Annotated in this window: 22 protein-coding genes; 8 read left to right on the forward strand and 14 right to left on the reverse strand. The window is 53.5% G+C overall.

Annotated features, from left to right (window positions below):
- Window positions 1-24: 24 nt before the first annotated feature.
- From EOS98_RS02340 to EOS98_RS02400, 13 genes are all read right to left on the reverse strand, one after another.
- Window positions 25-2,100 carry a putative bifunctional diguanylate cyclase/phosphodiesterase gene (locus tag EOS98_RS02340; RefSeq protein WP_127821136.1) on the reverse strand — a complete coding sequence of 692 codons (2,076 nt, stop codon included), beginning with the start codon at window positions 2,098-2,100 and terminating at the stop codon, window positions 25-27.
- A gap of 150 nt (window positions 2,101-2,250) precedes the next feature.
- Window positions 2,251-2,415: a DUF2556 family protein gene (locus EOS98_RS02345; protein ID WP_000620015.1), complete on the reverse strand. Its 165-nt coding sequence runs from the start codon at window positions 2,413-2,415 to the stop codon at window positions 2,251-2,253.
- Window positions 2,416-2,497: 82 nt separating this feature from the next.
- Complete coding sequence (yhdJ, locus tag EOS98_RS02350; RefSeq protein WP_126523800.1) at window positions 2,498-3,382, reverse strand: adenine-specific DNA-methyltransferase; 885 nt, start codon at window positions 3,380-3,382, stop codon at window positions 2,498-2,500.
- Between the two features lie 85 nt (window positions 3,383-3,467).
- Window positions 3,468-3,764: a DNA-binding transcriptional regulator Fis gene (gene fis / locus EOS98_RS02355; RefSeq protein WP_000462905.1), complete on the reverse strand. Its 297-nt coding sequence runs from the start codon at window positions 3,762-3,764 to the stop codon at window positions 3,468-3,470.
- A gap of 25 nt (window positions 3,765-3,789) precedes the next feature.
- Window positions 3,790-4,755, reverse strand: coding sequence for a tRNA dihydrouridine synthase DusB (gene dusB, locus EOS98_RS02360; RefSeq protein ID WP_001219664.1), 966 nt, complete (start codon window positions 4,753-4,755; stop codon window positions 3,790-3,792).
- 660 nt (window positions 4,756-5,415) lie between these two features.
- Entirely contained in the window at window positions 5,416-6,297 is an 882-nt protein-coding gene (gene prmA, locus EOS98_RS02365; RefSeq protein ID WP_001145851.1) for a 50S ribosomal protein L11 methyltransferase, read from the reverse strand.
- Between the two features lie 11 nt (window positions 6,298-6,308).
- Complete coding sequence (gene panF, locus EOS98_RS02370; protein ID WP_126523801.1) at window positions 6,309-7,760, reverse strand: sodium/pantothenate symporter; 1,452 nt, start codon at window positions 7,758-7,760, stop codon at window positions 6,309-6,311.
- Window positions 7,750-7,992, reverse strand: coding sequence for a YhdT family protein (locus tag EOS98_RS02375; protein ID WP_000340018.1), 243 nt, complete (start codon window positions 7,990-7,992; stop codon window positions 7,750-7,752). Before EOS98_RS02375 ends, panF begins: the two co-directional genes overlap by 11 nt.
- Before the next feature lie 108 nt (window positions 7,993-8,100).
- Window positions 8,101-9,450 (reverse strand): acetyl-CoA carboxylase biotin carboxylase subunit, encoded by a 1,350-nt coding sequence (accC, locus tag EOS98_RS02380; protein ID WP_000884627.1) that lies wholly within the window; start codon window positions 9,448-9,450, stop codon window positions 8,101-8,103.
- Between the two features lie 10 nt (window positions 9,451-9,460).
- A complete protein-coding gene (gene accB / locus EOS98_RS02385) occupies window positions 9,461-9,931 on the reverse strand; it encodes an acetyl-CoA carboxylase biotin carboxyl carrier protein (RefSeq protein ID WP_000354626.1) in 471 nt (156 codons plus the stop codon).
- A gap of 392 nt (window positions 9,932-10,323) precedes the next feature.
- Window positions 10,324-10,923 (reverse strand): protein-methionine-sulfoxide reductase heme-binding subunit MsrQ, encoded by a 600-nt coding sequence (gene msrQ / locus EOS98_RS02390; RefSeq protein ID WP_020899304.1) that lies wholly within the window; start codon window positions 10,921-10,923, stop codon window positions 10,324-10,326.
- Window positions 10,924-11,928, reverse strand: a complete 1,005-nt coding sequence (gene msrP / locus EOS98_RS02395) for a protein-methionine-sulfoxide reductase catalytic subunit MsrP (RefSeq protein WP_000723876.1) — start codon at window positions 11,926-11,928, stop codon at window positions 10,924-10,926.
- 112 nt (window positions 11,929-12,040) lie between these two features.
- Window positions 12,041-13,015 carry an MDR family oxidoreductase gene (locus EOS98_RS02400; protein ID WP_126523802.1) on the reverse strand — a complete coding sequence of 325 codons (975 nt, stop codon included), beginning with the start codon at window positions 13,013-13,015 and terminating at the stop codon, window positions 12,041-12,043.
- 203 nt (window positions 13,016-13,218) lie between these two features.
- Between EOS98_RS02400 and csrD the strand changes: the two genes are divergently transcribed.
- The 8 genes from csrD to tldD all read left to right on the forward strand — a co-directional run bounded on the left by csrD (window position 13,219) and on the right by tldD (window position 25,680).
- Window positions 13,219-15,159, forward strand: coding sequence for an RNase E specificity factor CsrD (gene csrD, locus EOS98_RS02405; protein ID WP_001241377.1), 1,941 nt, complete (start codon window positions 13,219-13,221; stop codon window positions 15,157-15,159).
- Window positions 15,160-15,466: 307 nt separating this feature from the next.
- A complete protein-coding gene (mreB, locus tag EOS98_RS02415; protein ID WP_000913396.1) occupies window positions 15,467-16,510 on the forward strand; it encodes a rod shape-determining protein MreB in 1,044 nt (347 codons plus the stop codon).
- A 64-nt stretch (window positions 16,511-16,574) separates the two neighbouring features.
- Complete coding sequence (gene mreC, locus EOS98_RS02420) at window positions 16,575-17,627, forward strand: rod shape-determining protein MreC (RefSeq protein ID WP_000802538.1); 1,053 nt, start codon at window positions 16,575-16,577, stop codon at window positions 17,625-17,627.
- Window positions 17,628-17,629: 2 nt separating this feature from the next.
- Complete coding sequence (gene mreD, locus EOS98_RS02425) at window positions 17,630-18,118, forward strand: rod shape-determining protein MreD (RefSeq protein ID WP_000179403.1); 489 nt, start codon at window positions 17,630-17,632, stop codon at window positions 18,116-18,118.
- 8 nt (window positions 18,119-18,126) lie between these two features.
- Window positions 18,127-18,720, forward strand: a complete 594-nt coding sequence (locus tag EOS98_RS02430) for a Maf family protein (RefSeq protein ID WP_000210306.1) — start codon at window positions 18,127-18,129, stop codon at window positions 18,718-18,720.
- A complete protein-coding gene (gene rng, locus EOS98_RS02435) occupies window positions 18,710-20,179 on the forward strand; it encodes a ribonuclease G (protein ID WP_000123188.1) in 1,470 nt (489 codons plus the stop codon). The genes EOS98_RS02430 and rng overlap by 11 nt, the downstream gene beginning before the upstream one ends.
- A 110-nt stretch (window positions 20,180-20,289) precedes the next feature.
- Window positions 20,290-24,090 (forward strand): AsmA2 domain-containing protein YhdP, encoded by a 3,801-nt coding sequence (gene yhdP / locus EOS98_RS02440; RefSeq protein WP_126523803.1) that lies wholly within the window; start codon window positions 20,290-20,292, stop codon window positions 24,088-24,090.
- A 144-nt stretch (window positions 24,091-24,234) separates the two neighbouring features.
- Window positions 24,235-25,680 (forward strand): metalloprotease TldD, encoded by a 1,446-nt coding sequence (gene tldD, locus EOS98_RS02445; RefSeq protein ID WP_061383766.1) that lies wholly within the window; start codon window positions 24,235-24,237, stop codon window positions 25,678-25,680.
- Between the two features lie 122 nt (window positions 25,681-25,802).
- Here the strand turns inward: tldD and aaeR are convergent, their stop codons facing one another.
- A complete protein-coding gene (aaeR, locus tag EOS98_RS02450; protein ID WP_000440300.1) occupies window positions 25,803-26,732 on the reverse strand; it encodes an HTH-type transcriptional activator AaeR in 930 nt (309 codons plus the stop codon).
- Window positions 26,733-26,774: the final 42 nt, after the last annotated feature.

The following is a 26,774-nucleotide window of genomic DNA, read 5'->3' on the forward strand; positions in this document are numbered from 1 at the left end:
TTATTTTGAGTTGATATTATATATTTACCTTGTGAATATATTGGCAGGGTCCCGAATATCGCGAGCAATTTCCTCTGCCGTACGCGGCTTGCCAAGCAGGAACCCCTGAAGCGTATGGCATCCTAACTGGGTCAAAAATTGTTGCTGCGTTTCATTTTCTACCCCTTCTGCCACAATTTGCAGATTTAACGCTTTCGCCAGCGCGACAATAGCCGCAACAATGGTCGCGCCGTCGCTTGCCTCGCTGAGTTCATGTACGAAAGCGCGATCAATTTTTAGTTCGCACGCCGGAAGACGTTTCAGATAGAGAAGGCTGGAATAGCCGGTGCCAAAGTCGTCAATAGAGGCCTTAACCCCCATTTCCGTTAATCTGGTGAGTATAGCGACGCTTTGCTCTGGCTTGTTCATCGCCGTGGTTTCGGTGATTTCCAGAATCAATAAATCGGGACGGATACTGTGTCGGGCCAGGCTCCGCGTAATGGTGTCCACAAGCCCGGGCTGCTCAAATTGTAAGGCGGACAGATTTACCGCCACTGACCATAAGGCGTATCCCTGTAAGTGCCACTCGCGGAGCTGTCGACACGCCTCGTCTATCACCCAGCTACCGATAGTGACGATAAGACCCGTTTTTTCCGCCAGCGGTAAAAACTGGTCAGGATTCAGTACGCCTTGTTTTGGATGATACCAGCGCAACAGGGCCTCAAATCCTACAATGGGGCCGGCAGGAGCCTGAAACTTAGGCTGGTACACTAGCTTGAGTTCTTGTCTTTCCAGCGCCAGCCACAGGTCATTCATTAGCTGAAGTTGGGTTTGCGCCAGCATATTCATTGATGGCTGAAAGAAATGGTATCCGTTACGCCCCGTATGTTTCGTGTGGTACATTGCGGCATCGGCGTTGAACATCAGTTCCCGTTCGTTTTTTCCGTCCAGCGGATAGAGCGCTATTCCCACGCTAAGGGTGACGACCAGTTCGTACGGATCTATCGTAAAGGGCGCATCTATCGAATGTACCAGCGCGCTGGCAAGGGAAGCCGCTTCGTCAGGCGCGCTGACTTCTGCAAGCAGCACAAATTCGTCGCCGCCAATCCGCGCCAGGGTAAACTGCCCGCTCAGCGGTTGGTTCAGACGATGCGTGACCGCTACCAGTAGCTTATCGCCGATATCATGACCATAAGCGTCATTAACGGCTTTAAAGCCATCCAGATCCATAAACAGTAGCGCGAAAGACGAGCCTTCCCGATTCGCTTTGCTGATGGCCTGTTCCAGACGATCCTCAAGAAGTACCCGGTTTGGTAAACGGGTGAGCGTATCATGCAGCGCCAACTGCGCCAGTTCCTGGTTCGCCTGCGCCAGCGAAGAGGCAAGTAGTGCGGTACGGGCCTGAAGCCGGGCGTCAAATAAAGAAACCAGCAGAGTAATACCCAGGATAGTCAGCGCGACCACGCTGACAAGAACAGCCAGCCAGTTGCTATCGACGCCACGATGCTCCATCGGCCAGTTTTGGGGAAAGTGTGCGGCCTTCATGCCGGCGTAATGCATGCCGGCGATAGCTATCCCCATTAATACCGCGGCGCCTGCTCGCCTCAGGGCGACATCTGTTCCCTCATGACGCAGGCGGAACGTGAGCCACAGCGCGCCGCAGGACGCCAGTAGCGCGATAATGATAGAGAGGGCAACCCATGCGCTATTCCAGACGATAATGGAAGCAAATTGCAGCGCCGCCATCCCGGTATAATGCATTGCGCTGATGCCCAGTCCCATCACCAGCGCGCCCGGCAGTAAACGGCGCAGGCGTAGTTTTTCAGCGCTAACCAGCCATAGCGCAAACAGGGAGGAGCCGATCGCGATCAGCATGGAGAGGCCGGTGAGGAACGGATCGAAGCGCATGTTCATCGCGTGATCCATCGCCAGCATCCCGACAAAATGCATCGCCCAAATACCGACGCCCAGCGCGAAGCCGCCGCCCATTAGCCATATTCTGGCGTTTGATCGGGCGCTTCCGGCTACGCGTCCGGCCATATTTAATGCGGTATAGGACGCAAAAATAGCGACAGCAAATGAAACCGCCACAAGGATGTGGTTGTACTCACTAACCGGCATGTATCATTAGCTCATTGGTTATGCAGGAAAAGAACAGGACGAGACAGTATCACCCCTTCTTTTATCCTCAACGTGTTTTAATTCCCTGTTTTTATAAGGGATAAAAGAAATCCGGGTGATAAATAATCATAGGTTAAATCGCCCGGTTCGCTACTCCAGATCGGTACAATTGATCAATTTAAGAGGGTTAACCGAATCCATGTTTCGGCACTTATCCTGTTCAGTCGCCATCAATTCGATCCATTGCATCAAAAGCGCATCAAAAAGAAAAACGGAGACGGCAAAAACAACCAGCCACCAATACTTACGTATCATCGTCAAATCCTGTGTATTCATGCCCATGCGTGCTGGGAATATACATGAAATTTTGACGCTGAAAAGCGGACTTACAATGCTTTTACTTCTCTGAAGATAGCGCGTTTATCCCGACATTTCGCTGCTTTTTGGACAGGTTTTGTGTTTTTCGCTTTTTGACTTTTGCAAGTTCATTTTCTGAATAATGCGAAGTGACGCTCAATCTTCTGAGCCCCATTTTTACGTACTCATTATTGAGTTCAATACCGATAAACTTACGACCTGACGCCGCTGCGACAGCGCCTGTGGTGAAACTGCCCGCGAAAGGGTCCAATACGGTATCGCTCGGGTTAGAAGAGGCCAGTATGATCCGTTTTAACAGCGCGCTGGGCTTTTGCGTAGGATGGTTTTCATATTCATCCATCAGATAACGTACGCGAGGAAATGACCAGACGTTGCCCGGCACTTTTTTCTGATTGTATGGTTGGGGCGGGTTTTTTCGATAATCGATTAGCGCGCGCTTAGCGCCCGTAGTGGTTTCGACCAGAATCGCATCACGGTTAAAGGTATAGCTTTTCGGGTTTTTTACCATCATCAGGATCGGTTCATACATAGAACCAAAGTATTTTTTCGCCTGCACCCCGGAACTATCATAGGACCAGACGATACGGCTTTTGATGGTAAAAAGCGTTCGGCATTTGAGATCGATATACGGCATATTTTCTGTGCTATTCATGATGTACATGGTGCCGTGTTTCTTCAGTACGCGGTAGCACTCATCAATGCATTCATACAGCCAGGCCAGAAAAGACGCTTCGTCCCAGGATTCCACCATACCGTCGAAATCTTTTCCGATATTGTAAGGCGGATCGGCAAAAATTAAGTCAATGCTTTCAGAAGGCAGTTTTTTAAGTTCTGTTAGCGCGTCACCGTGAATAATCTTCTTCGATTCATCGCCAAAGTACTGAGGTTCACATTCCGCTTTCATGACCAAATTCCATGTGATGCGTATAAAAAAGGCGCTTCCCCATGCCGAGTAGCGCCTTTTTAAACAAGCAGTTAGCTAATCGAAATTAGTTCATGCCGTATTTTTTTAATTTTTTACGCAGCGTACCACGGTTGATGCCCATCATCAGAGCAGCACGGGTCTGGTTACCACGGGTGTATTGCATCACCATGTCCAACAGGGGCTGTTCTACTTCAGCCAGTACCAGCTCATACAGGTCATTAACGTCCTGACCATTCAGTTGAGCAAAATAGTTCTTCAGTGCCTGTTTAACCGAGTCACGCAGGGGTTTTTGGGTTACCTGATCCTGAGAGTTAACGGTAGAAACGGTCAGTACGTCAGAATTTACGCGTTGTTCGAACATAGTTCTGTCAGCTCTTTATTTCTGTTTACGCAAAATTTTCGAAGTATGCCTCCAACGCCTCCAGCTGTTCGCTGGCGTCCTCAATAGCGTTGAATGTGCGCCGAAACTGGTCGTCTGGAGCGTGCTCCTGGAGATACCAGGAGACGTGTTTACGCGCGATTCGGTACCCTTTTGCCTGACCGTAAAAGTCATGCAGTTCCCGAACATGCGTGCAAAGCAAGCGCTTTACCTCTGCCAGCGGCAGCGGCGGAAGCAGCTCCCCAGTGTCCAGATAATGCTGGATTTCCCGAAAGATCCAGGGTCTTCCCTGAGCTGCGCGGCCTATCATCAGGGCATCCGCCCCTGTATAGTCGAGAACAGCTCTGGCTTTATGCGGGTTAGTAATGTCGCCATTCGCGATAATCGGAATGGAAACTTTCTGCTTAACTGCCCGAATACTGTCGTATTCAGCTTCTCCGTTGAACAAACAGGCGCGGGTGCGGCCATGGATGGTCAGAGCCTGAATACCACAATCTTCAGCCAGTTGGGCAATCTCTACGCAGTTACGGTGTTCCGGCGCCCAGCCGGTGCGAATCTTGAGAGTCACAGGAACGTCCACTGCGTTTACGACCCCGATGAGTATAGACTTCACTAAATCCGGGTACTGCAAGAGGGCTGAACCTGCCAGCTTACGATTCACTTTCTTCGCCGGGCACCCCATATTGATATCAATAATCTGGGCGCCGCTTTCCACGTTAATACGTGCGGCATCGGCCATCTCAACAGGATCGCTACCGGCAATTTGCACCGTGCGAATTCCTGGCTCATCAACGTGCACCATCCGTAAACGAGATTTATCGCTTTCCCACACTTGCGGGTTAGAAGACATCATCTCGGATACTGTCAATCCTGCTCCCATCTCATAGCACAGCGTCCGGAAAGGTCTGTCAGTAATGCCAGCCATGGGCGCTGCGATCAGGCGATTTCTGAGCTGATATTGTCCGATGCGCATGAGTTAAGAAATGACCATACTGTGACTGCAAGGCGGCGTATATTACGCATTTTTTGCACGAGATGAAAGGCCAAACTTTGAACAATCCACTGTTGTAGATCAATGAATCGTGCTTAAAAACAGCAAAATAAATTTATAATTCAGTAAAATCATAGGGTTATTTATTGTCGGCGGTTTTGTACGCGCTTACAAATTCCCGTAACTTCTCTCTATTTCTTCGTCCAGAAACAAGATAAGCGGAATAATCTGCTTTTTTTATAAGCTAATTACCCCAAATGAATGGGATCGCCGTCTCGTTTCAGGACAAGATCACTTCCCGCTGCGCGTGATTTTTCTCCATTGCCAGTCGGAAGGGGGCGCACAGATGCGCTTTTGTGTTCATGAATGGCACGGATAAATTTTTCCAGCTGCGCTGAAGAGAGGGTTAGCGGATGCTGCAGAACAACCCGGACAGCATTACTAAGTACGAGGGCGATGGCTGCGACCCGTTAAAACGCCAGTACCTTTTGTCCGCTGGTAGCAGCTGTTTATCCAGACGGATAGTGACAAAGAAGTCATTTCAGGCATTCATTTGATGAATTTAATGATGTCTCGGTGCCTGAAAGGCGTTAAGGCAGTTGTGTGGAGAAAAGCGTGGCCGGGCGACCACGCTGACAAGAATTATTTCTTACGGCCAGTAATGCGGCACCACTCTTCTTTTTCGACGACCGGGTCGAGAGTGAAAAGCTCGGCGTAAGCATCACAGACGCTTTCCGCCTGGCTGGCGAGAATACCTGAAAGCCCCAGCAGACCGCCCTCAACGGGCAGTACGCTGATTAACGGGGCCAGTTCGCGTAATGGGCCTGCCAGGATGTTAGCGACGACCACGTCGGCTTTCATGGCTTCTGGCTGGTCTTTCGGCAGGTACAGCTCCAGCCGGTCAGACACGCCGTTGCGTTCGGCATTATCGCGACTGGCCTGAATAGCTTGTGGATCGATATCAATACCAATCGCCTTTGCTGCTCCCAGTTTCAGCGCGGCAATCGCCAGAATGCCTGAACCGCAGCCAAAGTCGATCACGGTTTTGCCGTTGAGATCGAGCCCGTCCAGCCATTGCAGACATAAAGAGGTGGTGGGGTGCGTACCCGTACCGAACGCCAGTCCCGGGTCGAGCATCACGTTGACGGCATTCTCGTCCGGAATGTCACGCCAGCTGGGACAAATCCACAGACGCTCGCCAAAACGCATCGGATGGAAATTATCCATCCATTCGCGTTCCCAGTCTTTATCTTCCAGTTGTTCGATTTTATGGGTAAATCCGGCACCCAGCAGCGGATGTTGCTCCAGAATCGCGACAACGTCTTTCATGTCGGTTTCGGCGTCGAACAGACCGATCACATCGGTATCGCCCCACAGACGGGTTTCGCCCGGCAACGGCTCAAAAACCGGCGTATCGTGCGTATCCTGAAAGGTAATGGAAACGGCGCCCGCTTCCATCAGCGCATCACTCAGCTCTTCAGCATTCGCGCCGGTGGTATTCAGTTTCAATTGGATCCATGGCATGGCAAAACTCTTTATTTATCAGCAGACAATACGGTGGCTTGCGAAGCGGAAGAGCCGAATCGGTTTCCGATCAGAAAAGCCAATAAACTTAACAGTAACGCGGGCACAATCGGATGAAAGCCCAGGTACTGAATATTAAATGTGGCAAGCAGGGCATATAGCACGCCGCCCACGATCATGGCGCTTAATGCGCCTGCCGCGTTTGCCCGCTCCCAGTAAAGGCCCAGTACCAGCGGCCATAAGAACACCGCCTCCAGGCCGCCAAACGCCAGCAGGTTGAGCCAAATGATCATCTCTGGCGGTTTCCATGCTGCCAGCAGCAACAGCGCGCCTAGCAGTAATGTAATCGCTGCCGACATACGCTTCAGCCGGATCTCATTTTGCATCTGATCGGGGCGCAGGTTGAGATAGAGATCTTTAATGATCGTCGCGGAACTTTGCAGCAGTTGGGCATTAATTGTTGACATGATCGCCGCCATTGGCGCAGCGAGGAAGATCCCGGCGGCAAACGGCGGCAAAACTTTCACCATTAGCGTTGGGATCACCAGATCCGGCACCGTCAGATCCGGAAGCACCGCGCGACCCAGCGCGCCGGCAAGGTGCATCCCGAACATTAAAATCGCCACGACAATCGTACCGATAATAATGCCCCGGTGTACCGCTTTACTGTCTTTATAGGAGATGCAGCGCACCGCCGTATGCGGCAGGCCAATCACACCAAAACAGACCAGTACCCAAAAAGAGGTCATAAAGGCGGGAGAAAGTATGTCATCGGCGCCCTGCGGCGTTACCAGTTTGGGGTCGAGAGCGTGCAGCGTGTCAACGGCCTGACTTAGACCGCCCGCCGCATGCACCACGCCCACCAGCAGCACTATCGTGCCGACCAGCATCACCAGGCCCTGTAGCGTATCGTTAAGTACGCTGGCGCGAAAGCCGCCAAACGCCGTATAGAGTGCGATACTGACGCCAAATATCAGCAGGCCGGTTTCGTAGGGAATTCCCGCCGCAGTTTCCAGCAGTCGCGCGCCGCCGATAAATTGTACGGTCATTGCGCCAATAAACGCGACCAATAAACTCAGGCTTGCCAACCACACCAGCAGGCGGCTTTGGTAACGCGCGAATAACATATCGTTAAGCGTGACGGCATTATAGCGACGCGCCAGGATAGCGAATTTTTTACCCAGAATACCCAGTGAAAGCCAGACGGCGGGAAGCTGGATCATCGCCAGCAAGACCCAGCCCAGACCGTATTTATAAGCCGCGCCGGGACCGCCGATAAATGAACTGGCGCTAATATAGGTGGCGGTAAGCGTCATCGCGAGCACGATCCCGCCCATCGAACGGCTGCCAAGAAAATATTCGTTTAAAAAGGTGCCGGCGGTACGCTTGCGCATAGCGTAAATCGAGACCCCGAAGACCACGACCAGATAGGCTACCAGCGGTAGAATGACCTCAAGCTGCATCGTCATCCTCCAGCGAAATATCGCGATAAATGAATTTCACCATCGCCCAGCACAGCAAAATAAAGACCAGCGGCGTCAATAAGCAGGCCATCTCGAACCAGTGCGGCAGACCGGTAATTCCCGGCGAGTCTCCAGGTAAGTAAGCAGCCACTAACCATGCCGCCAGATAGCAAAGGGTCAGCCACAGCGCCCAGCGCGCCTCTTTATGGGCCTGAACAAAACGAGCGTCCATTTTTTGTCCCTTATGGGTGAAGAAAGCGGGAATTGTACATGATGGGGCATCGCTATCCCCAGAAATAAAAAAGGCCGGATTCACCGGCCTTTTGAGATTAACGTGCGATTACTTTTCCTGAAGACCGAGTTTTTTCTCCAGATAGTGGATGTTGGTTCCACCGTGCTGGAAGTGCTCGTCATTCATGATGCGGGTCTGCAGATCGATATTGGTTTTGATACCATCGATAATCAGTTCCTGCAGGGCATTTTTCATACGGGCAATCGCCACGTCGCGGTTTTCACCGTAGCAGATGAGTTTGCCGATCATGGAATCATAGTACGGCGGCACCGTGTAGCCCGCATAGATATGAGATTCCCAGCGAACGCCAAAGCCGCCAGGCGCATGGAAGCGCGTGATTTTGCCAGGGCTTGGCAGGAAAGTGTTCGGATCTTCGGCATTGATACGGCATTCTACCGCATGGCCTCGAACGACAACTTCGTCCTGTGTGATCGACAGCGGCTGACCCGCCGCGATGCGCAACTGCTCTTTGATCAAATCGACGCCGGTAATCATTTCAGTCACCGGGTGTTCAACCTGAATACGGGTGTTCATTTCGATGAAATAGAACTCGCCGTTTTCGAACAGGAATTCGAACGTCCCTGCGCCGCGATAGCCGATGTCTACGCACGCTTTCGCGCAGCGTTCGCCGATATAGCGACGCAGTTCCGGCGTAATGCCTGGCGCCGGGGCTTCTTCAACCACTTTCTGGTGGCGACGCTGCATGGAACAGTCGCGTTCCGCCAGATAGATAGCGTTGCCCTGGCCGTCCGCCAGCACCTGAATTTCGATGTGGCGTGGATTTTCCAGGTATTTTTCCATGTATACCATGTCGTTGCTGAAAGCCGCTTTCGCTTCCGCTTTGGTCATGGAGATGGACTGCGCCAGTTCAGCATCGCTACGAACCACGCGCATACCGCGGCCGCCGCCGCCGCCGGACGCTTTGATGATCACCGGATAGCCAATACGTTTGGCATGAGCGCGGTTCGCATTCATATCGTCGCCCAGCGGGCCGTCAGATCCTGGTACGGTCGGCACGCCCGCTTTTTTCATCGCGGTAATCGCGGACACTTTATCGCCCATCAGGCGGATGGTGTCCGCTTTCGGGCCGATAAAGATAAAGCCGGAGCGTTCAACCTGCTCGGCAAAATTGGCGTTCTCAGAAAGGAAGCCGTAACCCGGGTGGATTGCCACCGCGCCGGTGATTTCAGCGGCGCTAATGATAGCCGGGATGTTCAGATAACTTTTTACGGACGGTGCCGGACCAATACAGACCGTCTCATCCGCCAGCAATACGTGTTTTAAATCGCGATCCGCGCTTGAGTGCACAGCGACGGTCTTGATGCCGAGTTCTTTACAGGCTCGAAGAATACGTAGTGCGATCTCGCCGCGGTTGGCGATGACAATTTTATCCAACATGTTCGCCTCGTTACTCGATGACGACCAGTGGCTCGTCAAATTCTACCGGTTGACCACTTTCGACCAGAATCGCTTTCACAGTACCTGCTTTGTCAGCTTCGATCTGGTTCATCATTTTCATGGCTTCAACGATGCACAGGGTATCGCCCACGTTCACTTTCTGGCCCACTTCGATGAACGCTTTCGCGTCCGGGCTTGGGGTGCGGTAGAAAGTACCAACCATTGGGGAGCGTACGATGTGACCACTGATTTCCGCTGCGGCAGGCGCTTCCATTGCTGGAGTAGCCGCTGGCGCGACAGCGTTAGACAGAGCGGGTTGCTGCATCATCGGCGCCGCATAAGCCTGCTGCATCACCGGAAAACCGGCGTTTGCCGTTGTGCGGCTGATGCGAACAGATTCTTCGCCTTCAGAAATTTCCAGTTCGGAGATACCTGATTCTTCAACCAGCTCGATCAGTTTTTTAATCTTACGAATATCCATGAGTGGGTTCCGTACTCTTTGTTTAGTGTGATTGTGACAGGCGTTTTAGCGCCGTCTGTAAAGCATGTGAATGACTGCCGCGGGTAAAATACCGCGCATCTTTGATTTGCCTGTTATGCCGTAGCACCCGAAGGTGAAATTCATGATTTGCCAGTCATTGTGTGGCTATCTTCTGCCATTTTCGGGCAAAAAACAAAATATACCTTCATTGCTCGATTGTCACCCTTTCTGCGAACGAAAATCGCCGTTGGGCAATGTAAAGTCGCACATTATAACTATTTCGTCGCAATTGGCAGCTAAATACTGGTCTTATCAGGGAAGATAATCAACCCGAAACATAAAAAGGACATTACCTGTTTTGCGTTTTGCAATCGACCGCACAGTTCACCAAACTAGCGCCACCACTGGCGAAACTTCCGGTAACGCAACGCTAAAAGGGCTAACGCTAATGCCGAATAGATGACCGGTTGCGGTGATAAAATCTTTACCGACCACAGGTAATGTATGGGAGCCAGGATCGCGACAAGATAGACGACGTTATGCAGTGTTTGCCAGCGTTTGCCCAATTTACGCTGCGCAAATTGCGTTGAGGTCAACGTCAGCGCCAATAACACCAGCCAGCTAATGATCCCAAGCGTCAAATAAGGGCGTGAAATCAACTCGCTTCCTAACAACGCCAGGTTATGTATCCCCAGTTCCAGTAAGGCATAGCTGGTTAAATGCAGCGTAGCCCAAACGAAACACCATAACCCTAACAGGCGGCGTGTGCGTATCAATAATGGCTGTTTAGCGTAGCGCGCCAGCGGCGAAACCAGCAAGGTGGCGAGCAAAAATTTGAGCGCGGTTCTGCCGGTAAAGTGTTGGATATCCTTTACCGGGTCTGCGCTGAGTCCACCGTGATTTATCGCCCAAAAGAGCCACAGAAGCGGCAAAAAACCCGCAAGATGCAGACAAACTTTTAGCCAGGTTATCTGTTTTGCTGTCAGACGCACTTAAAAATTCTCCCGCAAATTGAGACCGCGATACAGCGAAGCGACTTCATTGGCGTAGCCGTTAAACAGCAGCGTCGGCTGTCTTTGTACATCGAGGATACCGCCTGAACCAATAAAGCGTTCGGTAGCCTGAGACCAGCGTGGATGATCCACATGCGGGTTCACATTGGCGTAAAAACCATATTCGTTGGGAGCCGACAAATTCCAGGTGGTTGGCGGACGTTCGCGGGTGAGTTTAATGCTGACAATAGATTTAATACCTTTAAAACCATACTTCCATGGAACGATGAGTCGAATAGGCGCGCCGTTTTGCGGGGGTAACGCCTTACCATAGACGCCAACGGTCATCAGAGTCAGCGGATGCATGGCTTCGTCCAGACGTAGCCCTTCGACATAAGGGTATTTCAGTCCGCCGCCAATAAAGCGATCTTTCTGTCCTGGCATATCATCCGGCGCGTATAGCGTTTCGAATGCCACATATTTAGCGTGGCTGGTGGGCTGTGCCTGCGCGAGTAGCTTATATAAAGGGAAACCAATCCACGGCACGACCATGGACCACGCTTCGACGCAGCGCATTCGATAGATACGCTCTTCTAATGGGAAACGATGTGTTAAATCGTCGTAATCCAGCGTAAATGGCTTCGCGACTTCCCCGCTGATTTTCAACGTCCACGGTTCGGTTTTCAGACTTCCGGCATTGGCCGCCGGGTCGGCTTTATCAAGGCCAAACTCATAGAAATTGTTGTAGCCCGTCACCTTATCTTCCGGCGTTAACGCTAAATCGCTTCGCCAGGCGGCAGGCTGACTAAACTCAAGCGGTTTACCGGCAGGCGCTTTCGGACGATCGTTGCCTTTAAACCAACTGAAGAGATCGGCCTGCGCCGTTGAGGGTAAGGATAAGGCGGCCGCGCTGATGCCTAATGCTTTTAGCACCTGTCGGCGCTGCATAAAAAAAGCCGATTCCGCAGTCACATCGGCTTCTGTTAATGGACGTATCTTTTTCATCACAGACTCCCGGTCTACCCACCACAACATGGCGTGTAGTGAATATGACAGGGAGTGTGTCAATGTGTAAAAATAAATAGTTAATTAAGTGTAAATTTTTTTATACGTGACGTTATTTTATCTTCACCAGCGTACGGCCCTGAACCTGATTATTGATGATGGCATCGGCGAACTTCGGCGCATCCGCCAGCGTAATCTCTGTGGCGGCCTGAGCATAGAACGATTCCGGCAGATCCTTAACCAAACGCGCCCAGGCTTCTGTGCGACGTGCCGGTGGGGTCATCACCGAGTCCACCCCTTGCAAACGCACATTACGCAGAATGAATGGCATAACGGTGGTCGGCAGCGCGAAGCCGCCCGCCAGGCCGCAGGCGGCCACGCAACCGCCATAGTTCATCTGTGCCAGCACTTTCGCCAGCACTTTATCGCCAACGGTATCAATTGCACCGGCCCACAGCTGTTTTTCCAACGGGCGAGATTCAGCAAACTCATCGCGGCTGAGAATACGGTTAGCTCCCAGGCTCTTAAGATAGCCGTGGGTGCTTTCACGTCCTGATACTGCTGCAACCTGATAGCCCAGCTTATGCAGTAATGCAACGGCAGTGCTGCCCACGCCGCCGCTGGCGCCGGTGACGACAACCTCACCGTCTTGCGGGCGAATACCTGCATCTTCAAGCGCCATGACGCACAGCATGGCGGTAAAACCGGCGGTGCCGATGATCATGGCGTTACGGCTGCTCAGTCCCGCAGGCAGCGCGACCAGCCAGTCGCCTTTAACGCGTGCGCGTTCGGCCAGGCCGCCCCAGTGGTTTTCGCCCACGCCCCAGCCAGTCAGTAGTACTTCCTGGCCTGCATGAAAGCGAGGATCTTCGCTTGCGTGAACGGTGCCGGCGAAATCAATACCAGGAATCATCGGAAAATGACGGATAATTTTCCCTTTTCCGGTGATAGCCAGAGCATCTTTATAATTCAGGCTGGACCAGTGGACATCCACCGTCACATCACCTGCCGGCAGTTGACTCTCTTCGAGATGTTGCACGGATGCGAGGGTTTTACCGTCCTGCTGTTCTAAGATCAACGCCTGCATAACCTGTCCTCACTTTACATGGTAGATTGGAAAAATAGCTACGAAGACTATACTCGCTAATTAAAACGTGATGCCGATGCAACGCAATAAATTGCCAGATAGATCCATTTTGGTAGTATGCCTGCTTCATTGCGCGCCGTGGCGAATTCCGCCTTCAGATTCGCTTTTTCATACTGTTTATAACCGTCGGAGTTAACTCAAGGATGCGATTAACGACGAAATTCTCAGCTTTTATCACGCTGCTCACGGGGTTAACGATCTTCGTGACTCTGATAGGTTGCTCGCTAAGCTTTTATAACGCCGTACAGTATAAGTATGTCAGCCGTGTGCAGGCGACGGCGACAGCCATTGATACGCACCTGGTGACCCATGATATTGTCTCGCTGACGCCGCAAATCGACGAACTCATGATCGCTTCCGATATTGTGCGTGTCGATCTGTTGCAGGGGGAGCGCAGCGTCTACAGCCATTCTCGCGCCAGAGGTTATCGGCCAGCCGGCACCAGCGACATGTATCGCGAGCTGGTCGTACCGCTGATAAAACATCCAGGAATGTCGCTACGTCTGGCTTATCAGGACCCGATGGGTAACTATTTTCACTCACTGATCACCACGGCGCCGCTGACGCTGGCGATCGGTTTTATCGTTCTGATTTTGTTTTTATCGGTGCGCTGGCTGCAGCGGCAGCTTTCCGGGCAGGAGCTTCTGGAAATTCGCTCCACGCGCATTCTGAACGGCGAACGCGGGGCGAATGTCCGCGGTTCTGTTTACGAATGGCCAGCGCGCACCAGTAGCGCGCTTGATGTATTGCTTTCCGAAATTCAGTTTGCTCACGAACAGCGTAGTCGCCTGGACACCCTCATTCGCTCCTACGCCGCGCAGGACACCAAAACCGGGCTCGGTAACCGTCTGTTTTTTGATAACCAACTGGCGACGCTGCTGGAAGATCAGGAAAAAGTGGGAGTGCATGGCGTGGTGATGATGATCCGCTTGCCAGATTTCAATCTTCTGCGCGACAGCCTGGGAGGCAATCAGGCGGAAGAGCAGATGTTTATGCTTATCAATCTGCTATCGACATTTATTATGCGTTACCCAGGCTCGCTGCTGGCGCGTTATCACCGCAGCGACTTTGCCGTGCTGCTACCGCATCGAACGCTGAAAGAAGCGGAAAGTATTGCCGGACAACTTTTAAAAGCTGTCGATGCGCTACCGGCTAACAAAATGCTCGATCGTGACGATATGGTACATATCGGCATTTGCGCCTGGCGCAGCGGACAGTCCACCGAGCAGGTGATGGAACATGCTGAAGCCGCGGCGCGGAATGCCGCCCTGCAGGGGGGAAATAGCTGGGCTATCTACGACGACACTCTGCCGGAAAAAGGGCGCGGCAATGTGCGCTGGCGCACATTGATTGAGCAGATGCTGAATCGGGGCGGACCGCGACTTTATCAAAAACCGGCGGTCACGCGAGAAGGTCGCGTACATCATCGGGAATTGATGTGTCGCATCTATGACGGTAAAGAAGAGGTGAGCTCGGCGGAGTATATGCCGATGGTGTTGCAATTTGGTTTATCGGAAGAGTATGACAGATTACAAATTAGCCGCCTGATTACGTTGCTGGGCTACTGGCCGGATGAAAATCTGGCAATGCAGTTGACGGTTGAGTCGCTGATTCGTCCGCGTTTTCAGCGCTGGTTGCGCGATACGTTAATGCAGTGTGAAAAATCACAGCGAAATCGCATAATTATTGAACTTGCGGAGGCAGATGTTTGTCAACACATCAGCCGGTTACAACCCATCCTTCGCTTAGTCAATGCGCTTGGCGTTCGGGTGGCGGTGACACAGGCGGGTTTGACGCTGGTTAGCACGAGCTGGATTAAAGCGCTCAATGTGGAATTACTCAAGCTGCATCCGAGTCTGGTCAGAAACATTGAGAAGCGAACGGAAAACCAGCTTCTGGTTCAAAGTCTGGTAGAGGCCTGCGCGGGCACGCCTACGCAGGTTTACGCGACGGGCGTCCGTTCGCGCGGCGAGTGGCAGACGCTGACAAAACGCGGCGTGGCTGGCGGGCAGGGTGATTTTTTTGCCTCCTCCCAACTACTTGACACAAACGTGAAAAAATATTCGCAAAGATACTCGGTTTAACCTGCCGTTTAATTTGTTTTCACGTAGAATAACGCGCGCTGCGCCTCATGGGGGTGTGCTTGTCTGCTCGCCAGATTGTTGCAGCAAATATGCAGGTGAATGACCTTTGACAGGTTGCAAACGAAGGCGAGGATTGCTGCTGATTTTTTCAGCCCTGAGGGACTCAGGCCGAGATTTGTAACAAAGGAAACGAACTGCACTAATTTTCACCGTAGCAGATGATTTTTGCGCCTTGTCGCTGCTGCGTGTGGTTGGTAAAGTAAGCGGATTTTGTTTTCCGCCCCAGCTTTCAGGATTATCCCTTAGTATGTTGAAAAAATTTCGTGGCATGTTTTCCAATGACCTGTCCATTGACCTGGGTACCGCGAATACCCTCATTTATGTAAAAGGACAAGGCATCGTATTGAATGAGCCTTCCGTTGTGGCCATTCGTCAGGATCGTGCCGGTTCGCCGAAAAGCGTGGCTGCAGTCGGTCATGATGCGAAGCAGATGCTGGGCCGTACGCCGGGCAATATCGCTGCGATCCGTCCGATGAAAGACGGCGTTATCGCTGACTTCTTTGTGACCGAAAAAATGCTCCAGCACTTTATTAAACAAGTGCACAGCAACAGCTTTATGCGCCCAAGCCCGCGCGTACTGGTATGCGTGCCGGTCGGCGCGACGCAGGTAGAACGCCGCGCGATTCGTGAATCCGCTCAGGGCGCAGGCGCCCGTGAAGTCTTTTTGATCGAAGAGCCGATGGCGGCCGCGATCGGCGCAGGTCTGCCAGTTTCTGAAGCAACCGGTTCAATGGTTGTGGATATCGGTGGTGGTACCACTGAAGTTGCCGTGATCTCCCTGAACGGCGTGGTTTACTCTTCTTCTGTCCGTATTGGTGGTGACCGCTTCGACGAAGCCATCATTAATTACGTTCGTCGTAACTACGGTTCTCTGATTGGTGAAGCCACCGCAGAACGTATTAAACACGAAATCGGTTCCGCTTATCCGGGCGACGAAGTCCGCGAGATCGAAGTGCGTGGCCGTAACCTGGCGGAAGGCGTTCCACGCGGCTTTACCCTGAACTCAAACGAGATTCTGGAAGCGTTGCAGGAACCGTTGACCGGTATCGTCAGCGCGGTAATGGTGGCGCTGGAACAGTGTCCGCCGGAGCTGGCGTCAGACATCTCCGAGCGCGGTATGGTGCTCACTGGCGGCGGCGCGCTGCTGCGTAACCTTGACCGTCTGTTAATGGAAGAGACGGGCATTCCTGTCGTGGTTGCTGAAGATCCGCTGACCTGTGTGGCGCGCGGCGGCGGCAAGGCGCTGGAAATGATCGATATGCACGGCGGCGACCTGTTCAGCGAAGAGTAGTTGGATACGGGCAGGATTATCCCTGGATTGTCCTGCCTCTCCGACGCGAGAATACGCATAGCCTATGAAGCCAATTTTTAGCCGTGGCCCGTCGCTACAGATTCGCCTTATTCTGGCGGTGCTGGTGGCGCTCGGCGTTATCATTGCCGACAGCCGCCTGGGGACGTTCAGTCAAATCCGAACGTACATGGACACTGCCGTCAGTCCTTTCTATTTTATTTCAAACGGCCCTCGTGAACTGCTCGACAGCGTGTCACAAACGCTGGCTTCTCGCGACCAGCTTGAGCTGGAAAACCGGGCGCTGCGCCAGGAATTACTGCTAAAAAACAGCGACCTGCTGATGCTGGGGCAGTACAAACAGGAGAACGCGCGGTTGCGCGAGCTGCTGGGGTCTCCGCTGCGTCAGGACGAGCAGAAAATGGTGACTCAGGTTATTTCAACGGTTAACGATCCTTACAGCGATCAGGTCGTTATCGATAAAGGCAGCGTTAATGGCGTATATGAAGGTCAACCGGTCATTAGCGACAAAGGCGTCGTAGGGCAGGTTGTCGCCGTGGCGAAACTGACCAGTCGCGTACTGCTGATTTGCGATGCGACTCATGCGCTGCCGATTCAGGTACTGCGCAATGACATCCGCGTGATTGCCGCCGGTAACGGCTGCACTGACGATCTTCAGCTTGAACATCTGCCCGCCAATACCGATATTCGCGTCGGCGATGTGCTGGTAACGTCCGGACTTGGTGGGCGTTTCCCGGAAGGGTATCCGGTGGCGGTGGTCTCCTCCGTCAAGCTGGACACTCAGCGCGCCTATACCGTCATTCAGGCACGTCCAACCGCGGGTTTGCAGCGTTTACGCTATCTGCTGCTGTTGTGGGGAGCCGATCGTAACGGCGCCAATCCGATGACGCCGGAAGAGGTTCACCGCGTCGCCAATGAGCGCCTGATGCAGATGATGCCGCAGGTGTTGCCTTCTCCGGATGCGATGGGGCCGCCGGCGCCAGTGCCGGACCCGGCGACGGGGATTACTCAGCCATCTGCGGGCCAGACTGCGCCGGTATCAACGCAACCATCGCCTTCGGGCGCGACCACGCCGCCTGCGCGTGCGCCGGGAGGGTAATGGTGGCGAGCTATCGTAGCCAGGGGCGCTGGGTTATCTGGCTCTCTTTTCTTATTGCGCTGTTGCTGCAAATCATGCCCTGGCCGGACGACATCATTGTTTTCCGGCCAAACTGGGTTTTGCTCATCTTACTGTACTGGATTCTGGCCCTGCCGCACCGCGTAAATGTGGGGACGGGATTTGTGATGGGTGCCATACTTGATCTCATCAGCGGTTCCACACTTGGCGTGCGCGCTCTGTCGATGAGTATTGTCGCCTACCTGGTCGCTCTGAAATTCCAGCTCTTCCGTAACCTGGCGCTCTGGCAGCAGGCGCTGGTGGTAATGTTGCTTTCACTGGCCGTGGACATTATTGTTTTCTGGGCCGAGTTTTTAGTGATCAACGTCTCTTTCAGACCGGAAGTGTTCTGGAGTAGTGTAGTCAATGGCGTGCTGTGGCCCTGGCTCTTTTTGCTGATGCGTAAAGTACGCCAGCAGTTTGCTGTGCAATAAAGGTCGATATGACAACTCTGTATCTTGCTTCCGGTTCCCCGCGTCGCCAGGAATTATTGACTCAACTTGGATTTTCATTCGAGCAGGTCGTGCCTGGTATTGAAGAGCAACGGCGTGCTCAGGAAAGCGCGCAGCAGTATGTTGTTCGGCTGGCGCGCGAAAAGGCGCAGGCTGGCGTGGCGCTGGTTCCCCGTGATCTGCCGGTGTTGGGCGCGGATACGATAGTCGTGTTAAACGGCGAGGTGCTGGAAAAGCCGCGCGACGCCGCTCATGCCGCAGAAATGCTGCGTTTGCTTTCCGGAAATACGCATCAGGTGATGACTGCTGTTGCGCTTGCGGACTCGCAGCAGACGCTGGATTGTCTGGTGGTAACGGAGGTGACTTTCCGCACGCTTTCTGCGCAAGATATTACTGGCTATGTCGCCAGCGGCGAGCCTTTAGATAAAGCAGGTGCATACGGTATTCAGGGGCGGGGTGGCTGTTTTGTCAGGAAGATAAATGGCAGCTATCACGCCGTGGTCGGCTTACCGCTGGTTGAAACGTATGAGTTGTTGAGTCATTTTAACGCACTGCGTGATAAAAGGGATAAACATGACGGCTGAATTGTTGGTAAACGTAACGCCATCGGAAACGCGCGTGGCGTACATTGATGGCGGTATTCTTCAGGAAATCCATATTGAGCGCGAAGCGCGACGCGGAATCGTAGGCAATATCTACAAAGGTCGTGTAAGTCGTGTACTTCCAGGTATGCAGGCGGCTTTTGTAGATATTGGGCTGGATAAAGCCGCATTTCTTCACGCTTCCGATATTATGCCGCATACCGAATGCGTGGCAGGCGACGAGCAAAAACAGTTTACCGTGCGCGATATCTCCGAACTGGTGCGTCAGGGACAGGATCTGATGGTGCAGGTAGTGAAAGATCCGCTCGGCACGAAAGGCGCGCGTTTGACCACGGACATCACGTTGCCCTCCCGTTACCTTGTTTTTATGCCCGGCGCGTCACACGTTGGCGTTTCCCAGCGTATCGAAAGCGAAAGTGAACGCGAGCGCCTAAAAAAGGTGGTGGCGGAATACTGCGACGAACAGGGCGGGTTTATTATCCGTACCGCGGCGGAAGGCGTGTGTGAAGAGGATCTTGCGTCTGACGCCGCCTATCTCAAGCGCGTCTGGACGAAAGTCATGGAGCGCAAAAAGCGTCCGCAAACGCGCTACCAGATGTATGGCGAACTGGCGCTGGCGCAGCGCGTGCTGCGCGATTTCGCCGATGCGCAGTTGGACCGAATTCGCGTTGACTCACGTCTGACCTATGAGTCGCTGCTGGAGTTTACCGCAGAATACATCCCGGAAATGACCAGTAAGCTGGAGCATTACAGTGGCCATCAGCCGATCTTCGATCTTTATGACGTGGAAAATGAGATCCAGCGCGCACTGGAGCGTAAGGTTGAACTCAAGTCCGGCGGTTATCTGATTATCGACCAAACCGAAGCGATGACGACGGTAGATATCAATACCGGCGCGTTTGTCGGACACCGTAATCTCGACGACACCATTTTTAATACCAATATTGAAGCGACTCAGGCCATTGCCCGCCAGCTACGCCTGCGTAATCTGGGCGGCATTATCATTATCGATTTTATCGACATGAATAATGAAGATCATCGCCGCCGGGTGCTGCATTCGCTGGAACAGGCGTTAAGTAAGGATCGCGTGAAAACCAGTATTAACGGTTTTTCGCCGCTGGGACTGGTGGAAATGACCCGTAAACGGACTCGTGAAAGCGTGGAACATGTGCTTTGTAACGAGTGTCCAACCTGTCATGGCCGCGGGACGGTAAAAACGGTGGAAACCGTCTGCTATGAGATCATGCGTGAAATTGTACGTGTTCATCACGCTTATGACTCCGATCGCTTCCTGGTTTATGCTTCTCCTGCGGTGGCGGAAGCGCTGAAAGGCGAAGAATCACACGCGCTGGCGGAAGTCGAAATCTTTGTCGGCAAACAGGTTAAAGTTCAGGTCGAACCGCTTTATAACCAGGAGCAGTTTGACGTCGTAATGATGTAATTGAGTAGTAGCACCAGCGCATGTAGGCCGGATAAGGCGCAAGCGCCGCCATCCGGCAATATACCTTCAAGGGGTGTGAGTCGTATTTTTTGGCAGACAAGGAGAGACGCGTGAGGCGATTGCCGGGGATTTTATTGCTCACTGGAGCCGCGCTCATCGTCATTGCAGCGCTGCTGGTTAGCGGGCTGCGCCTGGCGTTGCCTCATCTTGACGCCTGGCGTCCGGCTATCCTGAATAAAATTGAGTCTGTGACCGGCGTGCCGGTGGCCGCCAGCCAACTCTCCGCAAGCTGGCAAAATTTTGGCCCTACGCTGGAAGCGCATAATATTCATGCCGCCCTGAAAGATGGCGGCGAACTGTCGATAAAACGCGTTACGCTGGCGCTGGACGTCTGGCAAAGCCTGTTGCATATGCGCTGGCAGTTTCGCGACCTGACCTTCTGGCAACTCAATTTCCGCACCAACACGCCTCTTCAAAGCAGCGACGGCGAAGGCATCGAAACCAGCCGTTTAAGCGATCTTTTCCTGCGTCAGTTCGATCATTTCGATCTGCGCGATAGCCAAATCAGTTTTCTGACGCTTTCCGGACAACGCGCGGAGCTGGCGATCCCACAGCTTACCTGGCTAAACGGCAAAGAGCGGCACCGCGCCGAAGGCGAGGTCAGCCTCTCCAGCCTGACCGGGCAGCACGGCGTGATGCAGGTGCGGATGGATTTACGCGATGACGACGGTTTGCTGAATAACGGCAGAGTCTGGTTACAGGCCGACGATATTGACGTCAAGCCGTGGCTGGGCAAATGGATGCAGGATAATGTGGCGCTCCAGACGGCGCGTTTCAGTCTGGAAGGCTGGATGACACTCAGTAAAGGTGAAATCGCCGGAGGAGACGTCTGGCTGAAACAGGGCGGCGCAAGCTGGCTGGGCGATAACACGACGCATACGCTGTCTGTCGATAATCTGACGGCGCAGATTAGCCGCGAGCAGCCGGGCTGGCAGTTTTATATTCCGGACACACGGATTACGCTTGATGGTAAACCCTGGCCGAGCGGAGCCTTAACCGTGGCCTGGCTCCCGCAGCAGGACGTCGGCGGCGAGAATCACACACGTAGCGATGAGCTACGCATTCGCGCCAGTAATCTTGAACTGGCGGGGCTGGAAGCATTACGTCCGCTGGCGGCTAAACTGTCGCCTGTGCTGGGCGAAATATGGCAGGCTACGCAGCCGAGCGGAAAGATCGCCACACTGGCGCTGGATATTCCGCTACAGGCGACCGAAAAAACGCGTTTTCAGGCATCGTGGGAAAATCTTGCCTGGAAACAGTGGAAGCTGTTGCCCGGCGCGGAACATTTTTCCGGTACGCTGGCGGGAAGCGTAGAAGACGGGCAGATGAAGGTTGCGATGCAGCAGGCTAAGATGCCCTATGAAACCGTTTTTCGCGCGCCGCTGGAAATTGAAAATGGCGTCGCGACGCTTAGCTGGTTGAAGAATGAGAACGGCTTTCAGCTTGATGGCCGCGACATTGACGTCAAAGCAAAGGCGGTACATGCGCGCGGCGGGTTCCGCTATCTGCAACCGACGGGCGACGAACCGTGGCTGGGTATTCTGGCCGGAATCAGTACCGACGATGGATCTCAGGCGTGGCGCTATTTTCCGGAAAACCTGATGGGCAAAGCGCTGGTCGATTACCTTAGCGGCGCGATTCAGGGCGGCGAGGCGGATAACGCCACGTTGGTTTACGGTGGTAACCCGCACCTCTTTCCCTATAAGCATAACGAAGGTCAGTTTGAAGTGCTGGTGCCGCTACGCAATGCGACGTTTGCTTTTCAACCCGACTGGCCGGCGCTAAAAAATCTCAACATTGAACTGGATTTCCTGAACGACGGCCTGTGGATGCGTTCGGATAGCGTCGATTTGGGCGGGGTGAAGGCCAGCAAACTCGCGGCGGCGATTCCGGATTATTCCAAAGAGAAACTGCTCATTGATGCCGATATTAACGGGCCGGGAAAAGCCGTTGGGCCTTATTTTGACGAGACGCCGCTAAAAGACTCGCTTGGCTCGACGCTGGCGGAGCTCCAATTAGATGGCGATGTGAATGCTCGCTTACATCTTGATATTCCGCTGGATGGCGAACAGGTTACCGCCGAGGGCGATGTCTCGTTGCGTAATAACAGTCTGTTTATTAAGCCGCTAAACAGCACGCTCAAAAATCTGAACGGTAAATTCAGCTTTGTGAATGGCGCGCTAAAAAGCGGGCCGCTGACGGCAAACTGGTTTAATCAGCCGCTTAACCTGGATTTCAGTACGACGGAAGGGGCAAAAGCCTATCAGGTCGCCGTCAACCTGAACGGTAACTGGCAACCAACGCGTATGGGCGTCTTACCGCCGCAACTGAATGACGCCCTGAGCGGCAGCGTGACGTGGAATGGTAAAGTCGGCATCGATCTTCCGTATCACGCTGACACCACTTATCACATCGAACTGAACGGCGATCTGAGAAATGTGAGCAGTCACTTACCTTCTCCGCTAAATAAACCCGCAGGCGAAGCCATTCCGGTGAACATTCAGGCTGACGGCAACCTGAAAAGTTTTGCGCTAACGGGGAGCGCAGGGAGTAAAAATCACTTTAACAGCCGCTGGTTATTAAATCAGAAGCTGACGTTGGATCGGGCTATCTGGACGACGGACAGCCGGACGATTCCGCCATTACCTGCTCAACAAGGCGTTGAGCTCAATCTGCCGGCGCTGGATGGCGCGCAGTGGCTGGCGTTATTCCAGAAAGGCGCGGCGGATAACGTGAGCAGTTCGGCCGAGTTTCCTCAACGCGTCACGTTGCGTACTCCCGCGCTATCGCTGGGTGGCCAGCAGTGGAACAATTTGAGCGTCGTTTCAGCCCCCTCGCTGAACGGAACAAAAATTGAAGCGCAGGGCCGTGAGGTGAACGCCACGCTGCTCATGCGCAACCATGCGCCGTGGCTGGCGAACATTAAGTACCTGTATTACAACCCTGGCGTCGCAAAAACGCACGCCTCGTCACCAACGCCGACATCGCCGTTGGCTTCGGCGAACACGATTAGCTTCCGCGGCTGGCCGGACTTACAGCTTCGCTGCGAAGAGTGCTGGCTGTGGGGACAAAAATATGGGCGTATTGATGGCGATTTCGCCATCAAAGGCAATACGCTGACTCTGGCGAATGGCCTGATCGATACCGGATTCGCCCGTTTGAAAGCGAACGGCGAGTGGGTGAATGCGCCGGGTAATGAACGAACCTCGCTGAAAGGTAGTCTGCATGGTAGTAACCTCGACACGGCTGCCGGGTTCTTCGGTATCTCGACGCCAATCCAGAACGCGTCTTTTAACGTAGATTACGATCTGCACTGGCGAAACCCGCCCTGGCAACCTGATGAAGCCACGCTCAACGGGATTTTACGCACGCGTCTGGGTAAAGGCGAGTTTACTGATCTCAGTAGCGGCCATGCCGGACAGCTACTGCGGCTGCTCAGTTTTGATGCGTTGCTGCGTAAGCTGCGGTTTGACTTCAGAGATACCTTTAGCGAGGGCTTCTATTTCGACTCTATTCATAGTACCGCGTGGATTAAAGATGGCATCCTGCATACTGACGATACGCTGGTGGATGGGCTGGAAGCGGATATTGCAATGAAAGGTTCTGTTGATCTGGTGCGTCGTCGTCTTGATATGGAGGCCGTTGTCGCGCCGGAAATTTCCGCCACCGTGGGCGTCGCCGCCGCGTTTGCCGTTAACCCGATTGTCGGCGCGGCGGTATTTGCCGCCAGTAAAGTGTTGGGGCCGCTATGGAGCAAGGTCTCCATTTTGCGATATCGCATTACCGGTCCGGTCGATGCGCCGCAGATCAACGAAGTTCTGCGCCAACCGATAAAAGAAAGCCAGCAATGATTTGACGGGGGCGAGGAATTGCCCCACTCTCAGTAAATAATCATGCCGGACGGCGCTGCGTTTATCCGGTTTGTACAATCTAACAACGTAGTCCGGATAAGGCGTGAACCGCCATCCGGCAGAAATCAACGAGTAGCAAAAACGATGAGTCTGAACCTGGTAAGTGAACAATTGCTAGCGGCGAATGGCCTGAACCATCAGGATCTGTTCGCTATTTTGGGCCAACTGGCCGAACGCCGTCTTGATTATGGCGACCTCTATTTTCAGTCGAGCTATCACGAATCCTGGGTTTTAGAAGACCGCATCATTAAAGATGGTTCATATAATATCGACCAGGGCGTTGGCGTTCGCGCCATTAGCGGCGAAAAAACCGGTTTTGCTTATGCTGACCAGATAAGCCTCCTGGCGCTGGAGCAGAGTGCGCAGGCAGCGCGAACCATTGTACGCGAGAACGGCGAAGGCAAGGTAAAAACGCTCGCCGCCGTAGCGCATCAGCCGCTCTACACCACCCTTGATCCGCTGCAAAGTATGAGCCGCGAAGAGAAGCTGGATATCCTCAGACGCGTTGATAAAGTGGCGCGAGAAGCCGATAAACGCGTGCAGGAAGTTAACGCCAGCCTGACCGGCGTATATGAATTAATCCTCGTGGCGGCGACCGACGGGACGCTGGCGGCGGATGTCCGTCCATTGGTGCGGTTGTCCGTTAGCGTGCAGGTGGAAGAAGACGGTAAACGCGAGCGCGGCGCCAGCGGCGGCGGCGGTCGCTTTGGTTATGAGTATTTTCTTGCCGATCTCGACGGCGAGATTCGCGCCGACGCGTGGGCGAAAGAAGCGGTACGCATGGCGCTGGTTAATCTCTCCGCGGTCGCTGCGCCAGCGGGGACGTTACCGGTGGTTCTGGGCGCCGGGTGGCCGGGCGTATTGCTGCACGAAGCGGTCGGTCACGGGCTGGAAGGTGATTTTAACCGTCGTGGGACGTCTGTGTTTAGCGGTCAGATCGGCGAGCAGGTTGCCTCCGCGCTTTGCACCGTAGTGGACGACGGCACAATGATGAACCGTCGCGGCTCCGTTGCTATCGATGATGAAGGTACGCCAGGCCAGTACAACGTATTGATTGAAAATGGCGTGCTGAAAGGATACATGCAGGACAAGCTGAACGCGCGCCTGATGGGCGCTGCGCCGACCGGTAACGGGCGTCGCGAATCTTATGCGCATCTGCCGATGCCGCGTATGACGAATACCTATATGTTGGCGGGGCAGTCAACGCCGCAGGAAATTATCGAATCCGTTGAGTACGGCATCTATGCGCCTAACTTTGGCGGCGGTCAGGTAGATATCACCTCCGGCAAGTTTGTGTTTTCTACCTCGGAAGCGTATCTGATTGAAAACGGCAAAGTCACGACGCCGGTGAAGGGCGCGACGTTGATTGGATCAGGCATTGAAACGATGCAACAGATCTCCATGGTCGGCAATGACCTTAAGCTGGATAACGGGGTGGGGGTCTGCGGTAAAGAGGGGCAAAGTCTGCCGGTAGGCGTAGGCCAGCCGACGCTGAAAGTCGATAACCTGACGGTTGGCGGCACCGCATAACTGTCCGCCTTATCAGGCCTGTGGTGTGTGCCGCCCAGGCCTGATAAGCGCAGCGCCACCAGGCAATGTCTGCGTCGGGTGGCATCTGGCCTACAATCGTCTTCCGCAATTACCCGGTGTTTTTATTTTTCTTTCCCTCGCCCGTGCATCCCCTGAAACAGGTGTGCGACATCGACAAAATAGTCAGTTAACGCGTTAATCACTACCTGCACTTTAAGCGGCAGCTTATCTTTTTCGGTGTACAGCGCGTACACCGGACGGGGATCGGACTGATAGCGAGGCAGCAGGATCTCCAGATCGCCACGATTGATCTCATCGATCACCCACATCAGCGGCACATAGGCGATTCCGGTTCCGGCGGTCAGCCAGCGTACCAGCGTCATCGGATCGTTAGTGACGAACCGCCCCTGTGGAATCAGTCGGGTAGAAATTCCTTCCGGCGCGATAAGTTCAAACTCATTATCCGGGCGCACGCTATATTCCAGCCAGGAATGGCTACTGAGATCGGCGGGTTTTTCCGGGACGCCGTACTGAGCGAGGTACGGCTTGGCGGCGCACACAACCATCGGCATCGCGCCGAGTCGACGGGAAAACAGGCTGGAGTCTTGCAGCGCGCCCACGCGGATCACCACGTCCAGCCCGTCGGCAATTAAATCCGGGGCCGGAATTCCTGTCACCAGATTGACCGCCAGACCGGGATACTCTTTTAATAATTTTGCGGTAAGCCCGGCCAGCACATTTTGCGCCATGGTTGAAGAACAGCCGATACGCAATGTACCGATAGGCGTGTTATTAAAAGCGTAAAGCTGCTCGTGAACATCCTGCACTTCATGCAGCATACGACGACAGCCCTGATAATAGATTTTTCCAGCTTCGGTGAGCCCAATGCTGCGTGTGCTGCGGTTGAGCAATTTAACCTGAAGCTCATCTTCCAGTTTCGCCACAGTCTGGCTGATGGACGATACGCTCATTTGCAGCTGTCTGGCTGCGGCGGTAAAAGAGCCAAACTCGACAACTTTGGCGAATACCGACATTCGTTTTAATCGTTCCATTATTCACTCTGGCTTAAAAGTGATTTAGATCACATAATATAG

Origin of the sequence: Salmonella sp. SSDFZ69 (genome assembly GCF_004010755.1) — a bacterium.
In the GTDB taxonomy this organism is placed as follows: Bacteria; Pseudomonadota; Gammaproteobacteria; order Enterobacterales; family Enterobacteriaceae; genus Salmonella; species Salmonella enterica.